Consider the following 19154-nt stretch of genomic DNA (forward strand, 5'->3'; position numbering starts at 1 on the left):
GTGTCTCAACCAAACGAAAGACGGATATCGATAGCGCGAAATAGCCAACCCAGGGTCACGGCGCGGAATGCCTTGTCGTCAGCCATGTCCCAAATCACGCACAGCAGGGCCTCTTCGCGGCTTAGCAGTTCGTTCTTTTCCAGTTTGCCGCTCGCCGCCGCGCATACGAGGGGATCTACATGGTGTTCGGAGAACACGTTGAGGGCTTCGGCAATGCCGGTGGAGATCTCGTCCGCCGCCGCCAGGTGAGCGTGATCGCCGATAATTTTTAAGGTTGCTTCTACATAAGATTGCTCAATCTGAAGCTTCATTGCCTTTATCCAATCCAGAAATGGTCTGCTGCTATTTTCGTCAGGCGGAAACCCGATAAAACTCGACAAGCAGGCCATAGGTGCGGGATGTAAAAACCGATTTCATAGTTCGCCGGGAAATGGCGCCGGGGTGTCAGCCTTAAGACATTAGGACTCTTTTTGGCTGAAACACGACAAAAACTCATGTCATAAAACAGTTAAAAAATCCGGATAATCGGCTGTTCAGACCGGTCCACGGTCAACCCGTTTCGCACCGTTAGTCTTGCCTTGTGCCTCCTTCAGGGAAAGCTTCTCGTACTTCGGGCGGTAACTCTTCAAAGCATTTAATACCGTAACCAGCTTGTCTGCGCTGGACTGGCCCTTGAAGTCACTTTTCTCCAGTCGCACCTCGTCTACCAGTTCATTCCACACCAGGCCATCCACCATGGGTATGAGGATGATATTCACCCCATTCACCTCAACCTGCATAGGATCGCCGATATTGGCCACATACATCGCCACGCGTGTGTCCGGCGTAAAATATTTGGCGTACTTGTCCAGCATGATCTGCAGTTGATCCAGCTCGTCGATGGTGCCGGCCAGCATCTTGATCTTGTCCGCATCGGCCAGCATTACCGTGCCATCCAGCATGACCGATGGCTTGCCCCGCCGCCCCTGCTCATCCAGAATTTCGCCCTCCACCAGCACCAGACTGCCGCGGTAGGCCATCATGTCGCCAGCGCTAGTGGCTTCCTTGAAGTTGCTGTAAAAAAACAGGCCTTGATTTTCAAATTGGTCCAGTAACATGGTCGATCTCCATTGTTGAGTTGTGAAAAGATATCCAACAATTAGCAATATGCGTGCCCGACACGAATGCGGCTTGAAATCGGGTATCCAGATCGCAAGCGAAACTCTTGCTCGCGAGAATCGACAGGTTCAGGTTTTCGACTTTGCTGGCGTGTCTTTAATCGGACAGGCCTACACAGATGGGATATTTCTGGTTTTGCGGCTAAACGACCAGGGATTGCACTCAAGAGGGTCGGTGATCAGGATAAAAACGGGGGGTCAGCTAGATACAGTCACGCCCGCTGTTCAGCCTTGCGCAAAAGCTTCAGGCTGACCAGGCTGGCTGCCATGTCCAGGGCAGTGAAGTCATCCAGCGTCTTTACACCGGTATCTACACCGGCTTGCAGCAGCTTTGCCACACACTCGTCCTTCCCGCTGGAGGCGGCATACATGAGGCAGGTTGCGCCGTTGTCATTCTGATTGTTGATGTCGACACCGGTGGCGATGAGCAGATCTATGATTTCCAGGCTGTTGCTGAAGCAGGCGAACCAGAGCGCCTGGTTGCCGTCGCTGTTTCTGGCATCTACCTGCGCACCCAACACCAGCAGCTCGGCGACAATGGCCGCGTCTGCCAGACGACAGGCCCGCATCAGCGGCGTGGTTTCGCCTGCCAGGGTGGAATGGATATCTTCGGATGAAAAACCCTGATCGGCCAGCCAGGTGCGCAGTCGCTCGCTAGAGTTGGAGGTGGTAGCGTCGCTCTGTTGCCCTGCCGATTGCATCAGCTTCCAGCCTGCGTATCCGCCGTTGAGGTTGTACACTTCCCGGAATCCAAAATCCGCAAACATCTGCGCGTGAATGAGGCTGGCGCTGCCGCGATGGCAATAGATCAGCACCGGCTTGTGCCTGGGTATTTGCAGGATAGCCCTATCCAGCTCAGCGCCCGATAAATTCCGCGCCGAACCGATATGGCCCAGGTCGAAGGATTTCCGGTCGCGCGTATCGAGTATTTGCAATTCCGGGTTTTGCATGAGTTCCGCCACTTCGTCGGCGCAAATTCGATGAAAGACTCTGTTGGATTCCATACATTTTCTCCTCTCTAATCTCGTTTATGTGGCGCTGGTGCCCACATCCCGATCGGGATAAGGCGGTTGGGTGAGAATTCTGCTGTCGAGCACAGGCAGCCCCACGGTAAAGTGATAAAGGGATTGAAACGAATTGTCGGTTATGCCCAGGATTTTGTGGAAGGCGTCGTCGAGAAAACAGCCGATTCCCGTTCCCCTCATGTTCATCGCTTCCGCTTCCAGGTAAAGCACGTGCCCGAGCAGGCCGGCTTCCCAATGCAACTGGCGATACCGCCAGGGATCGGATGCGACGACTTCATCGAACTCCACCAGCATCCCCAGGGAAAAGCAACCGTCGGCAGCGATGGCCTGGCGGCAACAGATCGTTCTGGCGGCGCTGCGGCAGTCGGCTTGCGTCAGCAGAAAAAGGGGCAAGTGATCCGGGCACTGTTCCGCTTTTTCCCAGAGAAACTCTTTGCTCAGAGCGGCCCGCAGATGGTCTTCGGCGTTGCGGCTGCGGGGAAGCACGTACAGGCCGGGGGTTAGCCCCTGAACCCGGTGCACGAATAAAACCGGATGCACCCTGGGTTCAAAGTTCCAGATGTCCCACGGGGCAATTTGGCGAGGTAGCAGGTGATCCAGCATGAGGTAAAAATCTTCGCGGGCCATGGAGGCTGTGGCGTCGAAGCACTGCGCGCTGCGGCGTTGCAGAATCAATTCTGCCGACGGCCTGTCGCTGCCGGAGGCGAGCAACGGATGACTGGCCCATTCCACGTTTTCGGCAGAAACGGATTCCTTGCGTGTGGCTGTAGCGATCTCGTCGATGACTGGCCAACGGTACATGGGGTGCGGATCCAGGACATTGGCCTTGCCTGCCCAGCGACCGTTTTCCAATATGTCCAGGCAAGCGGGGTCGTGCTGGGACCGGGCCATGGGTTGGAGCATGACTTCCAACAGCAGGTCCGCTTCCTCGCGCTCCGCTTTGTCAAAATCGCTGTTTCTGTCCAGGCCTAGCCACTCTGATAATTCACGGCTGTTGACAGCCTCAACCAGCTTGAGCTTCCATCCCAGTGTACCCGCCGCATAACGCAACGCGCCCAGCGCGTGGCCTACGTCAAGCTGGCAATAACGGAAAGCTCGCTCGCCGTATTTCCATGCTTCCCGCCAGTGTATGGAGGATAGCCCGATGAATATCCTGCCATCTTCTTCCGAGGGTTCGGCCTGAAACCGGCAGCGTTGCTCCAGTGCGTGATCGCGGCTCACATAGTGGTAAATGCCATTTTCAAGCGCGGGGATGTTCTGGCAGATCAGGTAAGCTTCGGTCGGATGCAGATTGCCGCTGGAAGGGTTACAGCGCAATGCCCAGCGGTCCGGCCCATATTCCTTCCAGGCCGAAAGGCCCATGGCCAGCTCCAGCAGCGCGCCGACAGTCTGGAGAGAAAACGACTGCGGTTCGAGGTTGCCGGGTTGGTAGATAGAGGAAAATGTAGTGATCAGACGTTGTGCGACCAACGGGAGTTCGATGCGTGGCGCGCCTGAGAACTCCCGGAATGGATTGGGCTGCATGCTCCAGTCGAGCGTGTCCGGCCCAGCTGCGTAGCGATCGAGGCGGTGCTTGGTGCGATCATGGTAAGCGGCCACTTGCTCGGTCTCGGCCGGCGGCATGGATACTCTATTTTCAAGCATGGTTCTTTGCCCCTGATCTTGACTGCATCGAAAAGAATGATGAAGTTGACACTCAATTAAGTTCAAGTTGACTGACTACTAGCCTCCACCCATGATCAGATTGAAGACCTGACGCAACAGATTCAACTCGATCATGGGTAGCCCCCGCATGTCACTGATGGGCTTGAATACGCCGAGCGGTTCTATCGCCTGTCGTGGGGCATCCAGGCCTGTAAAGCGGACAAGATGGATGCGGATGGAGCCGCTGTCGCTGGACATCCACGCCTGAAAGCCGTCATCAAGCCTCAATTGTGTGGGGTCGAGGCCATACTGCGCCACCACGGCATCCAACACCGCGTTGGGTGGGTGTTGTTCGCAAGCATCGCTGGGTGCCGACATGACACTCGCAGTTTCCGGCAAGGGCGCGGGTGCAAGTACGCTGTTACCGTAACGGGCGAATAGCAAGGCGGTGCTATAGCTATCAAAGTGACACAAGATCACACGATTGTGATCAAAAATTTGAGGGCTGTTCATTAGTTACGTCCGTTCCATTGGTTTGGGATATCGATAATCGTGTGAAGTCGGCCTGGATTCTAGCGCTGGCTAGCCAATGGTAATGATCAGCGGCTCCAGCCCCGAGACCGTGGCTTCTATGACATCGCCCCTGACCACCGGAGCAACGCCGGCTGGGGTGCCGGTGAAGATCAGGTCGCCGGGAAATAGCTCGACCAGATTCGACAGGGCGTTGATCATCTGCGGAATCTTCAAAATCATGTCGCCGACATCTCCGCTCTGGCGTATTTCGCCATTCACCTTGAGCTCGATCTTGCCCCGGGCGATGGCCCCGGAATAAAACTCCGGCGTGATCGCGCTGCACGGTGCCGAATGGTCGAATCCCTTGGCCATATCCCAAGGCCGCCCCTTTTCTCGGGCGGCCCGTTGCAGGTCGCGACGGGTCATGTCCAGACCCACGGCATAGCCGAAGACATAGTCGTAATCGACCTTGTCGATGGGGATGTTTTTTCCGCCCTTGTGCAAAGCCACCACCATCTCCACCTCGGGCTGCAAATCGCCGGTGTGGGGCGGGTAAGGCAGTACGGAATTGTTGTGGAGAATGGCGCCGGGCGGTTTCATGAAGAAGAAGGGTTCATCGCGGTCTGGGTCGGCACCCATTTCACGCGCATGATCAGGGTAATTTTGCCCGACGCAGAAAATCCGTCGCACCGGAAACGGTTTGCTCGACATGGCCTCAAGGGTGACCACAGGGGCTGGTGGGAAGGCGTAGTTCATATGATTTCCTGGGCGGCACACGCTTTGGCGTGAGATGGCTTGGAGCAGGTCTCCCAGTTATTCGCTGAAGGTGGCGAGGCAGTCTGTCCGGCCTGCCCGAGTCCGATCCACTGATCTATCAGGGTTGGCTCGAAGCCGACTTCAAAGCGCTTCTCTACCTGGAGAAGGGGGCGGCGGATCAGCAGCGGTTCGGCCAGCATCAAGGCCAAGGCACCGGCTTCGTCGAGTTGTTCCGGCACAATTTCTCCCGCCTTCACTCGTGGCGCGGCACGGTTGAACCATTCCGCCACCGGTCGCGAGCCGAAGAAGGCGCGCAGCCGATCGGCCGTCCACGGCTCGCTCAGGAGGTTGCAGGCGAGGACCCGGTGCCCGGCACTGGCAAGCAGGGCTTTTTGCCTGGCGTTGCCGGCGCAGCCCGGTTTCTCGTAAAAAATTACATTGGCCATTAAATCAGGTTCCCGGTTTCTTGCGGGTTAAACGGCGAAAACCGGAATGAACGTCTTGCTCTTCCGTCCCAGTGCGGCATCCACTCTCTTGCGCACGGCTTCTATGGTGAGCGGTTTGACGATCAGCGCGTCCGCTCCGGATTGGAGACAGGCCAGTGTCATGGGGTCATCCCTGGAATCAGCTACCAGCAATATCCTGATGCCCGGAATTCTGGATTTGATGGTTTGCAGGGTGGCTATGCCTTGCTCATGGATCACGCCCACGCCCAGCAGCAAAAGATCTGGCTTCCAGTCCACGCTTTTGGCAAAAGCCGCATCGAGACTCGGGAGATCGTGGGTTTCGTTTTCATCGTGGAGCATGAACTGAAGCGCCATCCGGGTAATCTCGTCAGTATCCACCACGAACAGCCGTTTGTTTTCCACCGAATTTGAAATATCGACGCCAACTTGCATAGGTCTGCTCCTGTTATAAGAATCAAGAATTCCAGATATAGAAAAAGTTTCTTTCCAGCACCTCAAGCAATTATTGTTCCGCCTCCAGCCGATTAGCGGGTGAGTCGCATGCAGGCATAGGTTCTGCTGTCTGTGCGATGCCTGGCAGGTCCTTCCGGATGCGACAGGATTGTGTCGTATCTGACAATCGAACGGCCTTTGTACTTTTTCCTACAGTTCTCCAGGCTTTTGTTAACTTCACAACAGCCTTAAACCTCGCCAAATCCATCAAACAAATTAATTAATTTTATACAATACAATAAGTTAATGATGTTTTTCTGAGTTGGCACGCTCGTTGCTAATGGATGATTGCACCGAAAGTGTTTTGCCGGATTGGTAACCTCTAAGAAGACAGACAAAGCGTTCCAAAGTTGTTTTATGTCGGCAGGCTCATTGTTGGTGGACACGGGCAAAAATTTTTTAAACGGGTAATCGTAAGGAGACTCAAATGTCTGACAAAAAATTAAGGCAAATCGCTTTTTATGGCAAAGGAGGCATCGGTAAATCCACTACTTCTCAGAACACGCTGGCAGCACTGGCGGATCTGGGACAGAAGATTCTGATCGTCGGTTGCGACCCCAAGGCTGACTCCACCCGCCTGATTCTGCATGCCAAGGCACAGGACACCATCCTGAGTCTGGCCGCCGAAGCTGGCAGCGTGGAAGACCTGGAACTGGATGAAGTGATGAAGACGGGCTACAAGGATATCCGTTGCGTCGAATCCGGTGGTCCAGAGCCTGGAGTGGGTTGCGCCGGTCGTGGCGTGATCACGTCCATCAACTTCCTCGAAGAAGAAGGCGCTTACGACGACATGGACTACGTTTCCTATGACGTGCTGGGCGACGTGGTGTGCGGTGGTTTCGCCATGCCGATTCGGGAAAACAAGGCGCAGGAAATTTACATCGTGATGTCCGGCGAGATGATGGCCATGTATGCGGCCAACAACATCGCCAAGGGCATTCTGAAGTACGCCAATTCCGGCGGCGTGCGTCTGGGTGGGTTGATCTGCAACGAGCGCCAGACCGACAAGGAACTGGAACTGGCCGAGTCGCTGGCAGCGAAGCTGAACACCACGCTGATCCACTTCGTGCCGCGCGACAACGTCGTGCAGCACGCCGAACTGCGGCGTATGACGGTGCTGGAATACGCACCGGAATCGAAGCAGGCAGGCGAATACCGCGCGCTGGCCCAGAAAATCCATGACAACGTCGGCAAGGGCACGATTCCGACCCCGATCACCATGGATGAGCTGGAAGAAATGCTGATGGAGCACGGCATCATGGAGGCGATAGACGAGTCCATCGTCGGCAAGACTGCGGCTGAACTTGCCGCTGATGCCTTGGCAGCGTAAGGAAGCAACCGGATTCCGTCCATGGCTGACGCCGTGGGCGGGTCTAAAACAGAGGGCTCCAGAGGGAGACCTCTGCAAATGACGGAGATACGCAACGATACGTGATTTGCAGAGTTCTCCCACACGTGGGGAATGTCGGTGTCGGTTCTGTAATCAAGTAGGAGGGCAAAATGAGCCTAACAGTCGAACAAACGAAAGAAAGAAACAACGCTTTAATCAAGGAAGTGCTGGAAGTCTATCCGCAGAAGACCGCGAAGAATCGCGCCAAGCATCTGGGTACCTACGAAGAAGCCACGGAAGAAGGCGGCAAGTCGGATTGTGGCGTGAAATCCAACGTCAAGTCCGTGCCTGGCGTCATGACCATCCGCGGCTGTGCCTATGCCGGTTCCAAAGGCGTGGTGTGGGGTCCGATCAAGGACATGATCCACATCAGCCACGGTCCGGTCGGCTGCGGCCAGTATTCCTGGGGAGCGCGTCGCAACTACTACATTGGCACCACCGGCATCGACAGCTTCGTCACCATGCAGTTCACCTCCGATTTCCAGGAGAAGGACATCGTTTTCGGTGGCGACAAAAAGCTGGAAAAGATCATGGACGAGATCCAGGTTCTGTTCCCGCTGAACAAGGGCATCACCGTGCAGTCAGAGTGTCCCATCGGCCTGATCGGCGATGACATCGAGGCGGTGTCCAAGAAGAAATCCAAGGAGTTCGGCGGCAAGACCATCGTGCCGGTGCGTTGCGAGGGCTTCCGCGGCGTGTCCCAGTCGCTCGGCCACCACATCGCCAACGACGCCATCCGCGATTTCGTGTTCGACAAGCTGGACCCAACCAGGGAGTTTCAGAGCACGCCTTACGACGTGGCCATCATCGGTGACTACAACATCGGTGGCGATGCCTGGTCATCGCGCATCCTGCTCGAAGAAATGGGTCTGCGCGTGATCGCCCAGTGGTCCGGCGACGGCAGCATCGCGGAACTGGAGAACACGCCCAAGGCCAAGCTCAACGTGCTGCACTGCTACCGCTCGATGAACTACATCTCGCGCCACATGGAAGAAAAGTACGGCATTCCCTGGGTGGAGTACAACTTCTTCGGGCCGTCCAAGATCGAAGCCAGCTTGCGCGAAATCGCCAGCCACTTTGACGACAAGATCAAGGAAGGCGCCGAGCGCGTCATCGCCAAGTACAAGGCTCTGACCGAAGCGGTGATTGCCAAGTACCGGCCACGCCTGGAAGGCAAGACGGTGATGCTGTTCGTGGGTGGTTTGCGTCCCCGCCACGTCATCGGCGCCTACGAGGATCTGGGCATGATCGTGGTCGGCACCGGCTACGAGTTCGGCCACAACGACGACTACGAGCGCACCACGCACTACGTCAAGGATGGCACCCTGATTTACGACGACGTCACCGGCTTCGAGTTCGAGAAGTTCGTCGAGAAAATCCAGCCCGACCTGGTCGGTTCCGGGATCAAGGAGAAGTACGTGTTCCAGAAGATGGGCGTGCCGTTCCGCCAGATGCACTCCTGGGATTATTCAGGTCCATACCACGGCTACGATGGTTTCGGCATTTTCGCCCGCGACATGGACATGGCGATCAACAACCCGGTATGGGGCCTGACCAAGGCACCGTGGAAGTGAGGGGCGAAGAGTGAGGGGTCAGAAGCGAATGCCGCTTCTCCTCACTCCTGACACCTTACTCCTCACTGAATTAAAAGGAGATTCAAAATGAGCCAGAATGCTGAAAACGTACTAGACCATTTCAACCTGTTCCGGGAGCCGGAATATGTCGAGATGCTGGAAAACAAGAAGAGTTTCGAGAACGGTCATCCCGTTGAATTGGTAGCGGAGATCCGCGACTGGACCAAGAGCTGGGAGTACCGCGAGGCAAACTTTGCCCGCGAAGCCCTTACCGTTAACCCGGCCAAGGCCTGCCAGCCTCTGGGCGCGGTATTCGCCGCCGTCGGATTTGAGGGTACGCTGCCTTTCGTGCACGGTTCCCAGGGTTGCGTGGCCTACTATCGCAGCCACTTCAGCCGGCACTTCAAGGAGCCTTCCTCCTGCGTGTCCTCATCCATGACCGAGGATGCGGCGGTGTTCGGCGGCCTCAACAACATGATCGACGGGCTGGCCAACGCTTACGCCATGTACAAACCCAAGATGATTGCTGTCTCCACCACCTGTATGGCGGAGGTTATCGGCGATGACCTGAAGGGTTTCATCGCTACCGCGAAGCTCAAGGGCAGCGTGCCGGAAGATTTCGATGTGCCCCACGCTCACACCCCGGCCTTCGTCGGCAGCCATGTTACCGGCTACGACAACACCATGAGGGGGATATTGACCCACTTCTGGGAAGGCAAGGAACGCGTGCCAACGCAGAAGATCAATTTCATCGGCGGCTTTGACGGCTACACCGTCGGCAACCTGCGCGAAGTGAAGCGCATGTTCGGCCTGATGGACGTGGACTATACCATTCTGTCTGACAACAGCGACGTATGGGACACCCCGGCGGACGGCGAATTCCGCATGTACGACGGCGGCACCACCCTGGAAGATACCAAGGCGGCGCTGAACGCCAAGGCCACGATTTCCATGCAGGAATTTTCCACGGAAAAAACCCTGGCATTCGCCGCCAACCACGGGCACGAAGTTGCGTCATTCAACCACCCGGTTGGCGTGGCGGCGACAGACAAGTTCCTGATGGAAGTCGCGCGCATCACCGGCAAGCCGATTCCACTGGAACTGGAAAAAGAGCGTGGCCGTCTGGTGGATGCCATCGCCGACTCCAGCGCGCACATCCATGGCAAGAAGTTCGCCCTCTACGGCGACCCGGACCTGACCCTCGGACTCACCGCGTTCCTGCTGGAACTGGGCGCTGAGCCGGTGCATGTTCTTTCCACCAACGGCGGCAAGGAATGGGCGGCCAAGGTACAGGCGCTGCTTGACGGCTCGCCCTTCGGCAAGAACTGTCATGCCTATGCCGGCAAGGATCTGTGGCACATGCGTTCGCTGCTGTTTACCGAGCCGGTGGACTTTCTGATCGGCAACACCTACGGCAAGTATCTGGAGCGCGACACCAGCACGCCACTGATCCGTATCGGCTTCCCGGTGTTCGACCGCCATCACTATCATCGCTATCCGGTGTGGGGCTATCAGGGCGGCTTGAATGTGCTGGTCTGGATTCTGGACAAAATTTTCGATGAGATGGACCGGACCACCAACATCCCGTCGAAGACCGACTTCAGTTTCGACATCATTCGTTAACAGCGCCCGGCGGCCGTATGGCCGCCGGAATTTGGAAGGAACAGAATCATGGCTAATGTCACTTTTACTTCGCCAAAAATGAAGAAGGATCAGACCTTCTATGCAACGGCCGGCGACTGCCGCACGTTGCTCAGCGTGGCGAAAGAACACAAGATCCCGGTGGATTTTGAGTGCGAAAACGGGGAGTGCGGCTCTTGTGCCATCCAGGTGACGGTGCTCGCCAACAAACAGCCGATGGGCATGCACCTCACGGAAAAAGAAAAAACTGTCTTGCGTCTGGCGGGAAAAATCACCCAGGAGCAGATAGAAGCCTGCGAAGTAAACGATCTGCCCCCGCCCTGGCGCCTGGCGTGCCAATACATCGTGCGGAACGAGGATATTCTGGTTCGGTGTTAAAGCTAAAGGACGAGACACACAGGTGTGCAAATGGCGGCGATAACTTTCCTGAACCCGGGGTTGAAGGACAAAGTCCGGGTCATCATTCCACCCGGCTCCAGGGCAACGCTGCTGAAGCTGGCAAAAGATCTGACGTTGCCGCTGCGCTGCAACTGCGAAAGCGGGGACTGCGGAACCTGCGCGGTGAAAGTGGTGCCGCTGCATCATCCCCATGGGAATGGGACGGTTCGCCTGGGAGAGCTGGAAAAAAATATTCTGTTCCAGGCCGGAAAATTGTCGTGGCAGCAGTATGACTCGGACGTATTGAAAGACATGCCACCCCTCTGGCGATTGGCCTGCCAGTACCAGGTCAAGGATGAAGATATCCTGGTGGCTTTTTAGCCGGGATAAGGAGAACACCATGAGCGCGCTATCCAGCAAAATCCAGGAAGTGTTCGACGAACCGGCTTGCGGCAAAAACCATGGCAAGTCGGAGAAAGAACGCAAGAAGGGCTGCACCAAGCAGTTGGTGCCGGGCGCTGCGGCTGGCGGCTGTGCTTTCGACGGCGCCAAGATTGCGCTGCAACCGATCACCGACGTGGCCCACCTGGTGCACGGCCCGATCGCCTGCGAGGGCAATTCCTGGGACAACCGCGGCGCCAAATCATCCGGCTCCAAGCTGTACCGGACCGGGTTTACCACCGACGTCAGCGAACTGGACGTGATCTACGGTGGCGAGAAACGGCTGTACAAAGCGATCCGGGAAGTGGTCGAGAAATACGACCCGCCGGCGGTGTTCGTCTACCAGACCTGCGTCACCGCGCTGATCGGCGACGACATCGAGGCGGTGTGCAAAGCCGCCAGCGCGAAGTTCGGCAAGCCGGTGATCCCCATCGATGCCCCCGGCTTCGTCGGCAACAAGAACCTGGGCAACAAGCTGGCCGGAGAAGCGCTGCTGGATTACGTGATCGGCACCCAGGAACCGGAATACACCACGCCTTACGACATCAATATCATCGGTGAATACAACCTGGCCGGTGAGCTGTGGCAGGTGAAGCCGCTGTTCGACAAACTCGGCATCCGCGTCCTCTCCTGCATCTCGGGCGACGCCAAATACAGGGAAGTGGCCTGGTCGCACCGCGCGCGCGCCACCATGATGGTGTGCTCCAAGGCCATGATCAACATCACGCGCAAGCTCGAGGAGCGCTACGGCATCCCCTATTTCGAGGGGTCTTTCTACGGTATTTCCGACATGAGCGACAGTCTGCGCCAGACCTCGAAATTGCTGGTGGATCGGGGTGCGCCGGCGGATCTGCTGGAGCGCACCGAAGCACTGATTGCTGAGGAAGAGGCCAAAGTCTGGCAACGACTCGAACCCTACAAGGCGCGCCTTGCCGGCAAAAAGGTGCTGCTGATCACGGGCGGGGTGAAATCCTGGTCGGTGGTCTCGGCGTTGCAGGAAGTTGGCATAGAAATCGTCGGTACCAGTGTCAAGAAATCCACTGCTGAAGACAAGGAGCGCATCAAGGAACTGATGGGCCAGGACGCTCACATGCTGGACGATATGACCCCGCGCGAAATGTACAAAATGCTGAAGGAAGCAAAGGCCGACATCATGCTCTCCGGCGGTCGTTCGCAGTTCGTCGCGCTGAAGGCAAAAATGCCCTGGCTGGACATCAACCAGGAGCGGCACCACGCCTACGCCGGCTACGACGGCATGGTGGCCCTGGTGAAAGAGATCGACAAGGCGCTGTACAACCCGATGTGGGAACAGGTGCGCAAACCTGCACCGTGGGAGTAGCAAAATGGCAACCTTAATTACATCTCGCAAAGCCTGCACCGTCAACCCGCTCAAGATGAGCCAGCCCATAGGCGCTGTTCTGGCCTTTCTCGGGCTAGACCAATGCATGCCGGCGCTGCATGGCTCGCAGGGCTGCACCGCCTTCGGACTGGTGCTGTTCGTGCGTCATTTCCGCGAAAACATTCCGCTTCAGACCACAGCCATGAACGAGACGACCACCATTCTCGGCGGCATGGACAACATCGAGCAGGCCATTCTCAACATCTGGAACCGCGCCAAGCCGAAAATCATCTGTATCGCCTCCACCGGCCTGACCGAAACCAAGGGCGATGACGTGGACGGCTATCTCAAGTTGATTCGCAAAAAGCATCCGGAGTTGGCCGACCTCGCTATCGTCTATGTCTCCACCCCGGACTACAAGGATGCTTTTCAGGATGGATGGGCGCGCGCGGTGACGCGGCTTGTAGAGCAGCTGGTCGTCCCGGCATCCGAACTCCATCATAAAAAAAATGTGCTGGGAGCCGCCCTGTCTGGGTTATTGCAAGTCAATGTGCTGGCCGGCAGCCATCTGACCCCCGGCGATCTCGATGAGATTCGGGATGTCATCGAAGCCTTCGGACTCGATCCCATCATTCTGCCCGACCTGTCCGGCTCGCTGGACGGTCATATTCCCGAGGAATTCATGCCCACCACCATGGGGGGCACTACGCTGGACGACATCCGCCGCATGGGGCTCTCGCGCATGACTATCGCCATCGGCGAGCACATGAGGCCGGCAGCGCTGGCGCTACAGGACAAGGCAGGCGTGCCGTTCGAGGTGCTGGACCGGCTCACCGGACTGGCCGCTTGCGACCGCTTTATTGCAATGCTGGCCGAGCTATCCGGTAATCCGGTGCCGAACAAATACCGCCGCCAACGAGGTCAACTGGTGGACGCCATGCTGGACGGACACTTCTTTTTCGGTGGCAAAAAGATCGCTATCGGCGCAGAGCCCGACCTGCTGTGGTCTATCGGCAATCTGCTGGCGGAAATGGGCTGCGAGATCAGCGCCGCCGTGACCACCACGCACTCGCCCCTGCTGGAAAAGCTGCCCGCCGCAGAGGTGATGATCGGCGATCTGGAAGATCTGGAACAGCAAGCGCAGGACTGCGATCTGCTGATCACCCATTCTCATGGCCGCCAGATGGCGGAACGACTGGACATTCCGTTCCTGCGCATGGGCATGCCGCTGTTCGACCGGCTGGGTGCCGCGCATCGCTTGTCGGTCGGATACCGCGGCACGCGAGACCTGGTTTTCGAGATCGGCAATCTGTTCATGGCGGACGCCCACGAGCCCGATCCGGACTCATGGGTTCCGCCAAAGGAAGAAAGTGCTACGACGCCGGCTGCGTCTCATTAGCCCCAAACTCGACCCTGGGAGGGAAGGGAAAAAGGCATCAAAAGGAGGTTCTATGAAAGTCGCTTTTGCAACACAGGATTTAAAGCGCGTGGACGCCCATTTCGGTTGGGCCAAGAACATCGCCATCTACGAGGTGACGCCAGAAAGCCATTCCTTCGTCGAAGCGGTGCAGTTCGAAGGCGACCTGCAGGAGGACGGCAACGAGGACAAGCTGGCTCCTAAGATCGAAGCCATCAAGGACTGCACCATCCTCTACGTGGCAGCAATAGGCGGTTCTGGCGCGGCGCGAGTGGTTGCCAACCGGATTCATCCGATCAAGGTGAACGAGCCCGAAGACATCGGCGCAATACTGGTCAAGTTGCAGGCCGTGTTGAATGGAACACCACCGCCGTGGTTGCGCAAGGTCCTGCTCAAAGGGCAGGAAAGAACATTCGATTTCGACGAAGAGGTGGAACATGAGTGAAGCACAGGCAGTAGAGCAAATGGTTAATCCGATGGAGTCGGTGTTCCTCAAGGAACTGGTCAAGCAATGGCGCGCCCAGGATTCCTACGGGGCCTGGGAGGGGAAGAGCGACGAGATGTTGCTCGAGCCCTACATCATCACCAAGGAAATGCGCAAGGAACTGCCCATCATCGGCGACCCCGACCCGGAAACCTTGTGGCGGTTGGAACTGTTCTACAACGCCGTGGGCCTGGCCATCGAACGCCAGACCGGGAACATGGTCACGCCCATGATGAAAATGCACCACGAGGGTTTCGGCCGCATGATTCTCTCGGCAGGTCGTCTCATCGTCGTCAACAAGCAATTGCGCGACGTGCATCGTTTCGGGTTCCTCAACCTCGCCAAACTGGCTGAGGAAGGGGAAAAACTGGTGGCCGCAGGGGTGGAGATGATCCAGAAATACCCTGAGGTCGCTAATTTTGGATAGGAGGTTGTCATGGTTCAGTTAATCGAGTGTGCAGCGGAAGTGGATGCATCGCATTGGATGTCCATCCTCGAGGACGAGGAGCGTGAGAAGGAACTTAGCAAGATCGAAAACAGGAGCAGCGGTATGGAAAGCGCGGAAGAACTCAAGGCCCGGATCAGGAAGATGAACGCCCAAGCCACGGCACTCAAAATGGATTTGCACGATCTGGCGGAAGATCTGCCCACCGGCTGGGAAAAAATCCTGGTGGTGGCCAATCTGGCCCATCAAGCCTACCAAAACCTGGACGAAGCCCGCAAGCGTCTTGCCGCAAGTGGTAGCTAAAGGGAGAAAGACATGGCTGCCATCAGCATCACCATGCCTGACGGGAGAACCTGGACGCCGCAATTCGTCCAGGAAATCAACCAGGAGAAATGCATAGGCTGCGGCCGCTGTTTCAAGGTCTGCGGTCGCGACGTGCTGCAACTCGTGGGCATCGACGAGGACGGCGAAATCGTGGTGGTGGAAGCCGATTCCGATGACGACGACGAGTACGAAAAAAAGGTCATGACCATCTCCAACCAGACGAACTGCGTCGGGTGCGAGGCATGCGCCAAGATTTGCCCGAAGAAATGTTATAGCCACGCCCCGATGTCCGAGGGCTGAAACGGAGGGTGTCCCATGGACTACGCGAAAAACATCAACCAGAGTTCGCTGATGGCTTACGCCAGAACGCCGGCGGATGGCTTGACCCAGGCTTTTGCCGGCATGGTTTTATCTATCGCCAGGGCGGGTACAACTTTACCCAACTTGCCGATGGGCGTAAGCCGCGACCGTTTTGGCAGATTGCTTGAAGGCTATTTTCCTGGCGCACTGGAAGCACTGTTCGAAGATTTTGATCTCTCAGCAGAGGAATCATGCTGTCCCGGCATGCGCTCGGATGAAATGGACGACTTGTTGGCACTGTTACTGGAACATCGCAGCAACGATGCCGAGCAAACGACATGGCTGGCCTATGCCATCGCCACCGGTTGTCTGGGTGAAGGCCATCTTTACCAGGACATGGGTTTGCCAGACCGCCAGGCGCTGTCTCATCTGCTCAGGCAAAACTTTAGCGCGCTTTTCGAGAAAAATAGCGGCAACATGAAGTGGAAAAAATTTTTCTACAAACAATTATGCGAACGGGCTGAGATCAATATGTGCAAGGCACCCAGTTGTCAGGTGTGCGATGATTATCAGAAATGCTTCGGTCCCGAGGATGATACGGGTTTGGCCTCTCTTTCCCTCATCAGCAACAGGGGGCCGCGACAGGCGTAGCTCGGTGCCGCCATTCTCTACGTGGTGTATCGGTGAAAAATTACGCCAATTACTCCTCCAGGAGAATGGCAGCATGAAGAACATTTCCATCCTACGGGTGCTTTCTGCTCTGGCCCTGTTGATGTGCGTGCTGGCTAGATCGGCCTTCGCGGACGAGGTTCACGTGGCAGTGGCATCCAACTTTACGGCACCGATGCAGAAAATCGCCTCCGATTTCGAGAAGGACACTGGTCACAAGGTGATCCTTTCCTTTGGCGCCACGGGCAAGTTTTATGCTCAGATCAAAAATGGTGCCCCCTTCGACGTGCTGCTCGCCGCCGATGACGAGACCCCTGCCCGGCTGGAGAAGGAGGGCATGGGCGTACCCGGCAGCCGCTACACCTACGCCATCGGCACGCTGGTGTTATGGAGTCCCCAACGTGGTTACGTGGATGGGAGTGGTGAAGTGTTGAAGAAGGGTGACTTCAGGCATCTGTCCATCGCCAACCCCAAACTCGCCCCCTACGGTGCTGCCGCTGTTGAAACCTTGAAGCAGCTGGGCCTGCTGGATGCCGTGCAGGCCAAATTGGTGCAAGGCGAGAATATCACCCAGACCTATCAGTTCATCGCCAGCGGTAACGCTGAACTGGGCTTCGTCGCCCTGTCACAGGTCAAGAGGGAGAGCGGCGCAATCGAAGGCTCCTACTGGCTGGTGCCAAAGAATTTGTACGCCCCCATCCGCCAGGATGCCGTCCTGCTGGTCAAAGGCAGAAGCAGCGCCGCCGCGCAGCAGTTCCTGAAATATCTGCGTGGCGGCCAAGCCGCCGCTATCATATCGGGCTATGGCTACAATCAAGGGAACTGAGCTTTGTCCGAAATCGATCTTGCTCCGGTCTGGCTGACCCTCAAGCTGGCATCCGTTAGCACGCTGCTGCTCCTGCTGGTGGGCACGCCTATTGCGTGGTGGCTGGCGCGCACGCGCTCCTGGCTCAAAGCGCCAGTCGGCGCCATGGTGGCGCTGCCGCTGGTGCTGCCGCCGACGGTAATCGGTTTCTATCTGCTGGTGGTCATGGGGCCACAGGGTGCCATCGGCCAGTTCACCCAGGCGCTCGGACTCGGCGTGCTGCCTTTCACATTCTGGGGTTTGGTCGTCGGCTCGGTGGTCTATTCCATGCCCTTCGTGGTGCAACCCCTGCAGAACGCTTTCGATGCGATCGGCGAGCGGCCGCTGGAAGTGGCGGCGACCCTGCGTGCCGGCCCGTGGGATACCTTCTTCAGCATCGTGCTGCCGCTGGCCCGGCCCGGCTTCATCACCGCCAGCGTTCTCGGTTTCGCGCACACCGTGGGCGAGTTCGGCGTAGTGCTCATGATAGGCGGCAACATTCCAGACAAGACGCGCGTTGTATCGGTGCAGATCTATGATCACGTGGAAGCGCTGGAATACGCCCAGGCCCACTGGCTCGCGGCGGGCATGCTGGCGTTTTCCTTCGTGGTACTGTTGCTCCTGTATGTGTTCAATCCGAACGGGCGGCGTCGATGAGCGAGGTATCCACCGGCAACATCCACGTGCGCTTTCGCGTCACCCATCCCGGCTTCACGCTCGATGTCGACCTGCAGCTGCCCGGACGTGGTGTCAGTGCCCTGTTCGGCGCCTCGGGCTCCGGCAAGACCACCTGTTTGCGCGCCATCGCCGGGCTGGAACACGCGCCGGGCGGCTATCTCAGTGTCAACGGCGAAATCTGGCAGGACGACAGCCTCGGCTTGTTCGTGCCCACCCACCAGCGACCACTGGGATACGTGTTCCAGGAAGCCAGTCTGTTTCCCCATCTGACGATCCGTCGCAATCTGGAATATGGCATGCGGCGGGTGCCGGCGAGCGCGCGTAAGGTCTCGCTGCAACAGGCGGTGGAGTTGCTGGGCATCGCGCCGCTGCTCGGCCGCATGCCGGACAAACTCTCCGGCGGCGAGAAGCAGCGTGTCGCCATTGCCCGTGCACTCGCTACCAGCCCGCGCATTCTGCTCATGGACGAACCGCTGGCCGCGCTCGACCTGAAACGCAAGAATGAAATCCTGCCCTATCTGGAACGTCTGCACGACGAACTCGAGATTCCTGTTCTATATGTCAGCCACGCTCCCGACGAAATCGCGCGGTTAGCCGATCACTTGGTGGTGCTGGAGCAAGGCCGCGCCATCGCCAGCGGTCCCCTGAGCGAAATCCTGGCGCGGCTCGATCTGCCCATACGTCTGGGTGAAGATGCCGGTGTCGTGCTGGAAGGGGAGATCGCCGAACTCGAAGCCGAATGGCACCTGGCCCGCGTCGCCTTCGCCGGCGGCAGCCTGTGGGTGCGCGATAGCGGTGTCCCCCTGGGGCAGCACGTGCGCGTGCGCATCCTGGCACGCGACATCAGCATTGCCCTCGACACCCACCCCGATGTCAGCATCCTCAATATCCTCCCCGTCACCGTCGAGCAGCTGGCGGACGACACCCACCCGGCGCTGGCCCTGGTGCGTCTGAATGCGGGCGGCGTTCCGCTGGTCGCGCGCATTACGCGGCGTTCTGCCGCCAAGCTGGGATTGAGCCCAGGACTGAAGGTCTGGGCGCAGATCAAGGCAGTGGCGCTTGTAGGGTAAGGAGTCTGATCTCAATGGCACTAACTTAAGAGAAGTATCTTTCCGATCATAGAGATAGAGAGGGGCTGAGAGCCTTGTCGCGTTACCATGCGGGTGTCGAATCCGT

Annotated in this window: 23 protein-coding genes; 15 read left to right on the plus strand and 8 right to left on the minus strand. The window is 57.5% G+C overall.

Going from position 1 to position 19154, the window contains the following annotated elements:
* Window positions 1–5: 5 nt before the first annotated feature.
* The 8 genes from SCT_RS04180 to SCT_RS04215 form a co-directional block, all read right to left on the minus strand.
* Window positions 6–311: a hypothetical protein gene (locus SCT_RS04180; protein ID WP_059419382.1), complete on the minus strand. Its 306-nt coding sequence runs from the start codon at window positions 309–311 to the stop codon at window positions 6–8.
* A 222-nt stretch (window positions 312–533) separates the two neighbouring features.
* Window positions 534–1097 carry a hypothetical protein gene (locus SCT_RS04185; RefSeq protein WP_059419384.1) on the minus strand — a complete coding sequence of 188 codons (564 nt, stop codon included), beginning with the start codon at window positions 1095–1097 and terminating at the stop codon, window positions 534–536.
* 272 nt (window positions 1098–1369) lie between these two features.
* The gene (locus SCT_RS16945) at window positions 1370–2161 is read right to left on the minus strand and encodes a rhodanese-like domain-containing protein (RefSeq protein ID WP_059419386.1); all 792 of its coding nucleotides are present in this window, start codon (window positions 2159–2161) and stop codon (window positions 1370–1372) included.
* A gap of 24 nt (window positions 2162–2185) precedes the next feature.
* A complete protein-coding gene (locus SCT_RS04195; RefSeq protein ID WP_237759602.1) occupies window positions 2186–3826 on the minus strand; it encodes a nitroreductase family protein in 1641 nt (546 codons plus the stop codon).
* Between the two features lie 78 nt (window positions 3827–3904).
* Window positions 3905–4339 (minus strand): hypothetical protein, encoded by a 435-nt coding sequence (locus SCT_RS04200; protein WP_059419388.1) that lies wholly within the window; start codon window positions 4337–4339, stop codon window positions 3905–3907.
* Between the two features lie 69 nt (window positions 4340–4408).
* Window positions 4409–5095 carry a fumarylacetoacetate hydrolase family protein gene (locus tag SCT_RS04205; RefSeq protein WP_059419389.1) on the minus strand — a complete coding sequence of 229 codons (687 nt, stop codon included), beginning with the start codon at window positions 5093–5095 and terminating at the stop codon, window positions 4409–4411.
* Window positions 5092–5541, minus strand: coding sequence for an ArsC/Spx/MgsR family protein (locus SCT_RS04210; protein WP_059419391.1), 450 nt, complete (start codon window positions 5539–5541; stop codon window positions 5092–5094). Before SCT_RS04210 ends, SCT_RS04205 begins: the two co-directional genes overlap by 4 nt.
* A 27-nt stretch (window positions 5542–5568) precedes the next feature.
* Window positions 5569–5994, minus strand: a complete 426-nt coding sequence (locus tag SCT_RS04215; protein WP_059419393.1) for a response regulator — start codon at window positions 5992–5994, stop codon at window positions 5569–5571.
* A gap of 487 nt (window positions 5995–6481) precedes the next feature.
* On the opposite strand from SCT_RS04215, the gene nifH reads away from it, so the two are divergent.
* The 15 genes from nifH (at window position 6482) to modC (ending at window position 19048) form a co-directional block, all read left to right on the plus strand.
* Entirely contained in the window at window positions 6482–7384 is a 903-nt protein-coding gene (gene nifH / locus SCT_RS04220; protein ID WP_059419395.1) for a nitrogenase iron protein, read from the plus strand.
* A gap of 170 nt (window positions 7385–7554) precedes the next feature.
* Window positions 7555–9018: a nitrogenase molybdenum-iron protein alpha chain gene (nifD, locus tag SCT_RS04225; protein WP_059419397.1), complete on the plus strand. Its 1464-nt coding sequence runs from the start codon at window positions 7555–7557 to the stop codon at window positions 9016–9018.
* Window positions 9019–9105: 87 nt separating this feature from the next.
* Entirely contained in the window at window positions 9106–10641 is a 1536-nt protein-coding gene (gene nifK / locus SCT_RS04230; RefSeq protein ID WP_059419399.1) for a nitrogenase molybdenum-iron protein subunit beta, read from the plus strand.
* A 48-nt stretch (window positions 10642–10689) separates the two neighbouring features.
* A complete protein-coding gene (locus tag SCT_RS04235) occupies window positions 10690–11037 on the plus strand; it encodes a 2Fe-2S iron-sulfur cluster-binding protein (RefSeq protein ID WP_059419401.1) in 348 nt (115 codons plus the stop codon).
* Between the two features lie 30 nt (window positions 11038–11067).
* A complete protein-coding gene (locus SCT_RS04240; protein WP_059419403.1) occupies window positions 11068–11418 on the plus strand; it encodes a 2Fe-2S iron-sulfur cluster-binding protein in 351 nt (116 codons plus the stop codon).
* Window positions 11419–11437: 19 nt separating this feature from the next.
* Complete coding sequence (gene nifE, locus SCT_RS04245; RefSeq protein ID WP_059419405.1) at window positions 11438–12817, plus strand: nitrogenase iron-molybdenum cofactor biosynthesis protein NifE; 1380 nt, start codon at window positions 11438–11440, stop codon at window positions 12815–12817.
* Window positions 12818–12821: 4 nt separating this feature from the next.
* The gene (gene nifN, locus SCT_RS04250; protein ID WP_059419407.1) at window positions 12822–14216 is read left to right on the plus strand and encodes a nitrogenase iron-molybdenum cofactor biosynthesis protein NifN; all 1395 of its coding nucleotides are present in this window, start codon (window positions 12822–12824) and stop codon (window positions 14214–14216) included.
* 52 nt (window positions 14217–14268) lie between these two features.
* Window positions 14269–14679, plus strand: coding sequence for a nitrogen fixation protein NifX (gene nifX / locus SCT_RS04255; protein ID WP_059419409.1), 411 nt, complete (start codon window positions 14269–14271; stop codon window positions 14677–14679).
* Window positions 14672–15145 (plus strand): NifX-associated nitrogen fixation protein, encoded by a 474-nt coding sequence (locus SCT_RS04260; protein WP_059419410.1) that lies wholly within the window; start codon window positions 14672–14674, stop codon window positions 15143–15145. Before nifX ends, SCT_RS04260 begins: the two co-directional genes overlap by 8 nt.
* Window positions 15146–15154: 9 nt before the next feature.
* Complete coding sequence (locus SCT_RS17620) at window positions 15155–15466, plus strand: CCE_0567 family metalloprotein (protein WP_237759603.1); 312 nt, start codon at window positions 15155–15157, stop codon at window positions 15464–15466.
* 12 nt (window positions 15467–15478) lie between these two features.
* The gene (gene fdxB / locus SCT_RS04270; protein ID WP_059419412.1) at window positions 15479–15787 is read left to right on the plus strand and encodes a ferredoxin III, nif-specific; all 309 of its coding nucleotides are present in this window, start codon (window positions 15479–15481) and stop codon (window positions 15785–15787) included.
* A gap of 15 nt (window positions 15788–15802) precedes the next feature.
* On the plus strand, window positions 15803–16438 hold the full coding sequence (locus tag SCT_RS04275) for a nitrogen fixation protein NifQ (protein ID WP_059419414.1): 636 nt from the start codon (window positions 15803–15805) through the stop codon (window positions 16436–16438).
* 73 nt (window positions 16439–16511) lie between these two features.
* Entirely contained in the window at window positions 16512–17282 is a 771-nt protein-coding gene (modA, locus tag SCT_RS04280) for a molybdate ABC transporter substrate-binding protein (RefSeq protein ID WP_059419416.1), read from the plus strand.
* Window positions 17283–17285: 3 nt separating this feature from the next.
* Entirely contained in the window at window positions 17286–17957 is a 672-nt protein-coding gene (gene modB, locus SCT_RS04285) for a molybdate ABC transporter permease subunit (protein ID WP_059419419.1), read from the plus strand.
* The gene (modC, locus tag SCT_RS04290; RefSeq protein WP_059419422.1) at window positions 17954–19048 is read left to right on the plus strand and encodes a molybdenum ABC transporter ATP-binding protein; all 1095 of its coding nucleotides are present in this window, start codon (window positions 17954–17956) and stop codon (window positions 19046–19048) included. Before modB ends, modC begins: the two co-directional genes overlap by 4 nt.
* The last annotated feature ends 106 nt before the right edge of the window (window positions 19049–19154 follow it).

The organism is Sulfuricella sp. T08, assembly GCF_000971475.1.
GTDB lineage: Bacteria > Pseudomonadota > Gammaproteobacteria > Burkholderiales > Sulfuricellaceae > Sulfuricella.

Excerpts from the sequence above, each read along its gene's own strand:
- nifX (WP_059419409.1), top strand. The coding sequence starts at position 14,269 with ATGAAAGTCGCTTTTGCAACACAGGATTTAAAGCGCGTGGACGCCCAT.
- SCT_RS04240 (WP_059419403.1), top strand. The coding sequence starts at position 11,068 with ATGGCGGCGATAACTTTCCTGAACCCGGGGTTGAAGGACAAAGTCCGG.
- SCT_RS16945 (WP_059419386.1), bottom strand. The coding sequence starts at position 2,161 with ATGGAATCCAACAGAGTCTTTCATCGAATTTGCGCCGACGAAGTGGCG.
- SCT_RS04200 (WP_059419388.1), bottom strand. The coding sequence starts at position 4,339 with ATGAACAGCCCTCAAATTTTTGATCACAATCGTGTGATCTTGTGTCAC.
- modA (WP_059419416.1), top strand. The coding sequence starts at position 16,512 with ATGAAGAACATTTCCATCCTACGGGTGCTTTCTGCTCTGGCCCTGTTG.
- nifD (WP_059419397.1), top strand. The coding sequence starts at position 7,555 with ATGAGCCTAACAGTCGAACAAACGAAAGAAAGAAACAACGCTTTAATC.
- SCT_RS04260 (WP_059419410.1), top strand. The coding sequence starts at position 14,672 with ATGAGTGAAGCACAGGCAGTAGAGCAAATGGTTAATCCGATGGAGTCG.
- SCT_RS04275 (WP_059419414.1), top strand. The coding sequence starts at position 15,803 with ATGGACTACGCGAAAAACATCAACCAGAGTTCGCTGATGGCTTACGCC.
- nifK (WP_059419399.1), top strand. The coding sequence starts at position 9,106 with ATGAGCCAGAATGCTGAAAACGTACTAGACCATTTCAACCTGTTCCGG.
- nifN (WP_059419407.1), top strand. The coding sequence starts at position 12,822 with ATGGCAACCTTAATTACATCTCGCAAAGCCTGCACCGTCAACCCGCTC.
- SCT_RS04205 (WP_059419389.1), bottom strand. The coding sequence starts at position 5,095 with ATGAACTACGCCTTCCCACCAGCCCCTGTGGTCACCCTTGAGGCCATG.
- modC (WP_059419422.1), top strand. The coding sequence starts at position 17,954 with ATGAGCGAGGTATCCACCGGCAACATCCACGTGCGCTTTCGCGTCACC.
- nifH (WP_059419395.1), top strand. The coding sequence starts at position 6,482 with ATGTCTGACAAAAAATTAAGGCAAATCGCTTTTTATGGCAAAGGAGGC.
- SCT_RS04185 (WP_059419384.1), bottom strand. The coding sequence starts at position 1,097 with ATGTTACTGGACCAATTTGAAAATCAAGGCCTGTTTTTTTACAGCAAC.
- SCT_RS17620 (WP_237759603.1), top strand. The coding sequence starts at position 15,155 with ATGGTTCAGTTAATCGAGTGTGCAGCGGAAGTGGATGCATCGCATTGG.
- SCT_RS04235 (WP_059419401.1), top strand. The coding sequence starts at position 10,690 with ATGGCTAATGTCACTTTTACTTCGCCAAAAATGAAGAAGGATCAGACC.
- SCT_RS04215 (WP_059419393.1), bottom strand. The coding sequence starts at position 5,994 with ATGCAAGTTGGCGTCGATATTTCAAATTCGGTGGAAAACAAACGGCTG.
- SCT_RS04180 (WP_059419382.1), bottom strand. The coding sequence starts at position 311 with ATGAAGCTTCAGATTGAGCAATCTTATGTAGAAGCAACCTTAAAAATT.
- fdxB (WP_059419412.1), top strand. The coding sequence starts at position 15,479 with ATGGCTGCCATCAGCATCACCATGCCTGACGGGAGAACCTGGACGCCG.
- nifE (WP_059419405.1), top strand. The coding sequence starts at position 11,438 with ATGAGCGCGCTATCCAGCAAAATCCAGGAAGTGTTCGACGAACCGGCT.
- SCT_RS04210 (WP_059419391.1), bottom strand. The coding sequence starts at position 5,541 with ATGGCCAATGTAATTTTTTACGAGAAACCGGGCTGCGCCGGCAACGCC.
- SCT_RS04195 (WP_237759602.1), bottom strand. The coding sequence starts at position 3,826 with ATGCTTGAAAATAGAGTATCCATGCCGCCGGCCGAGACCGAGCAAGTG.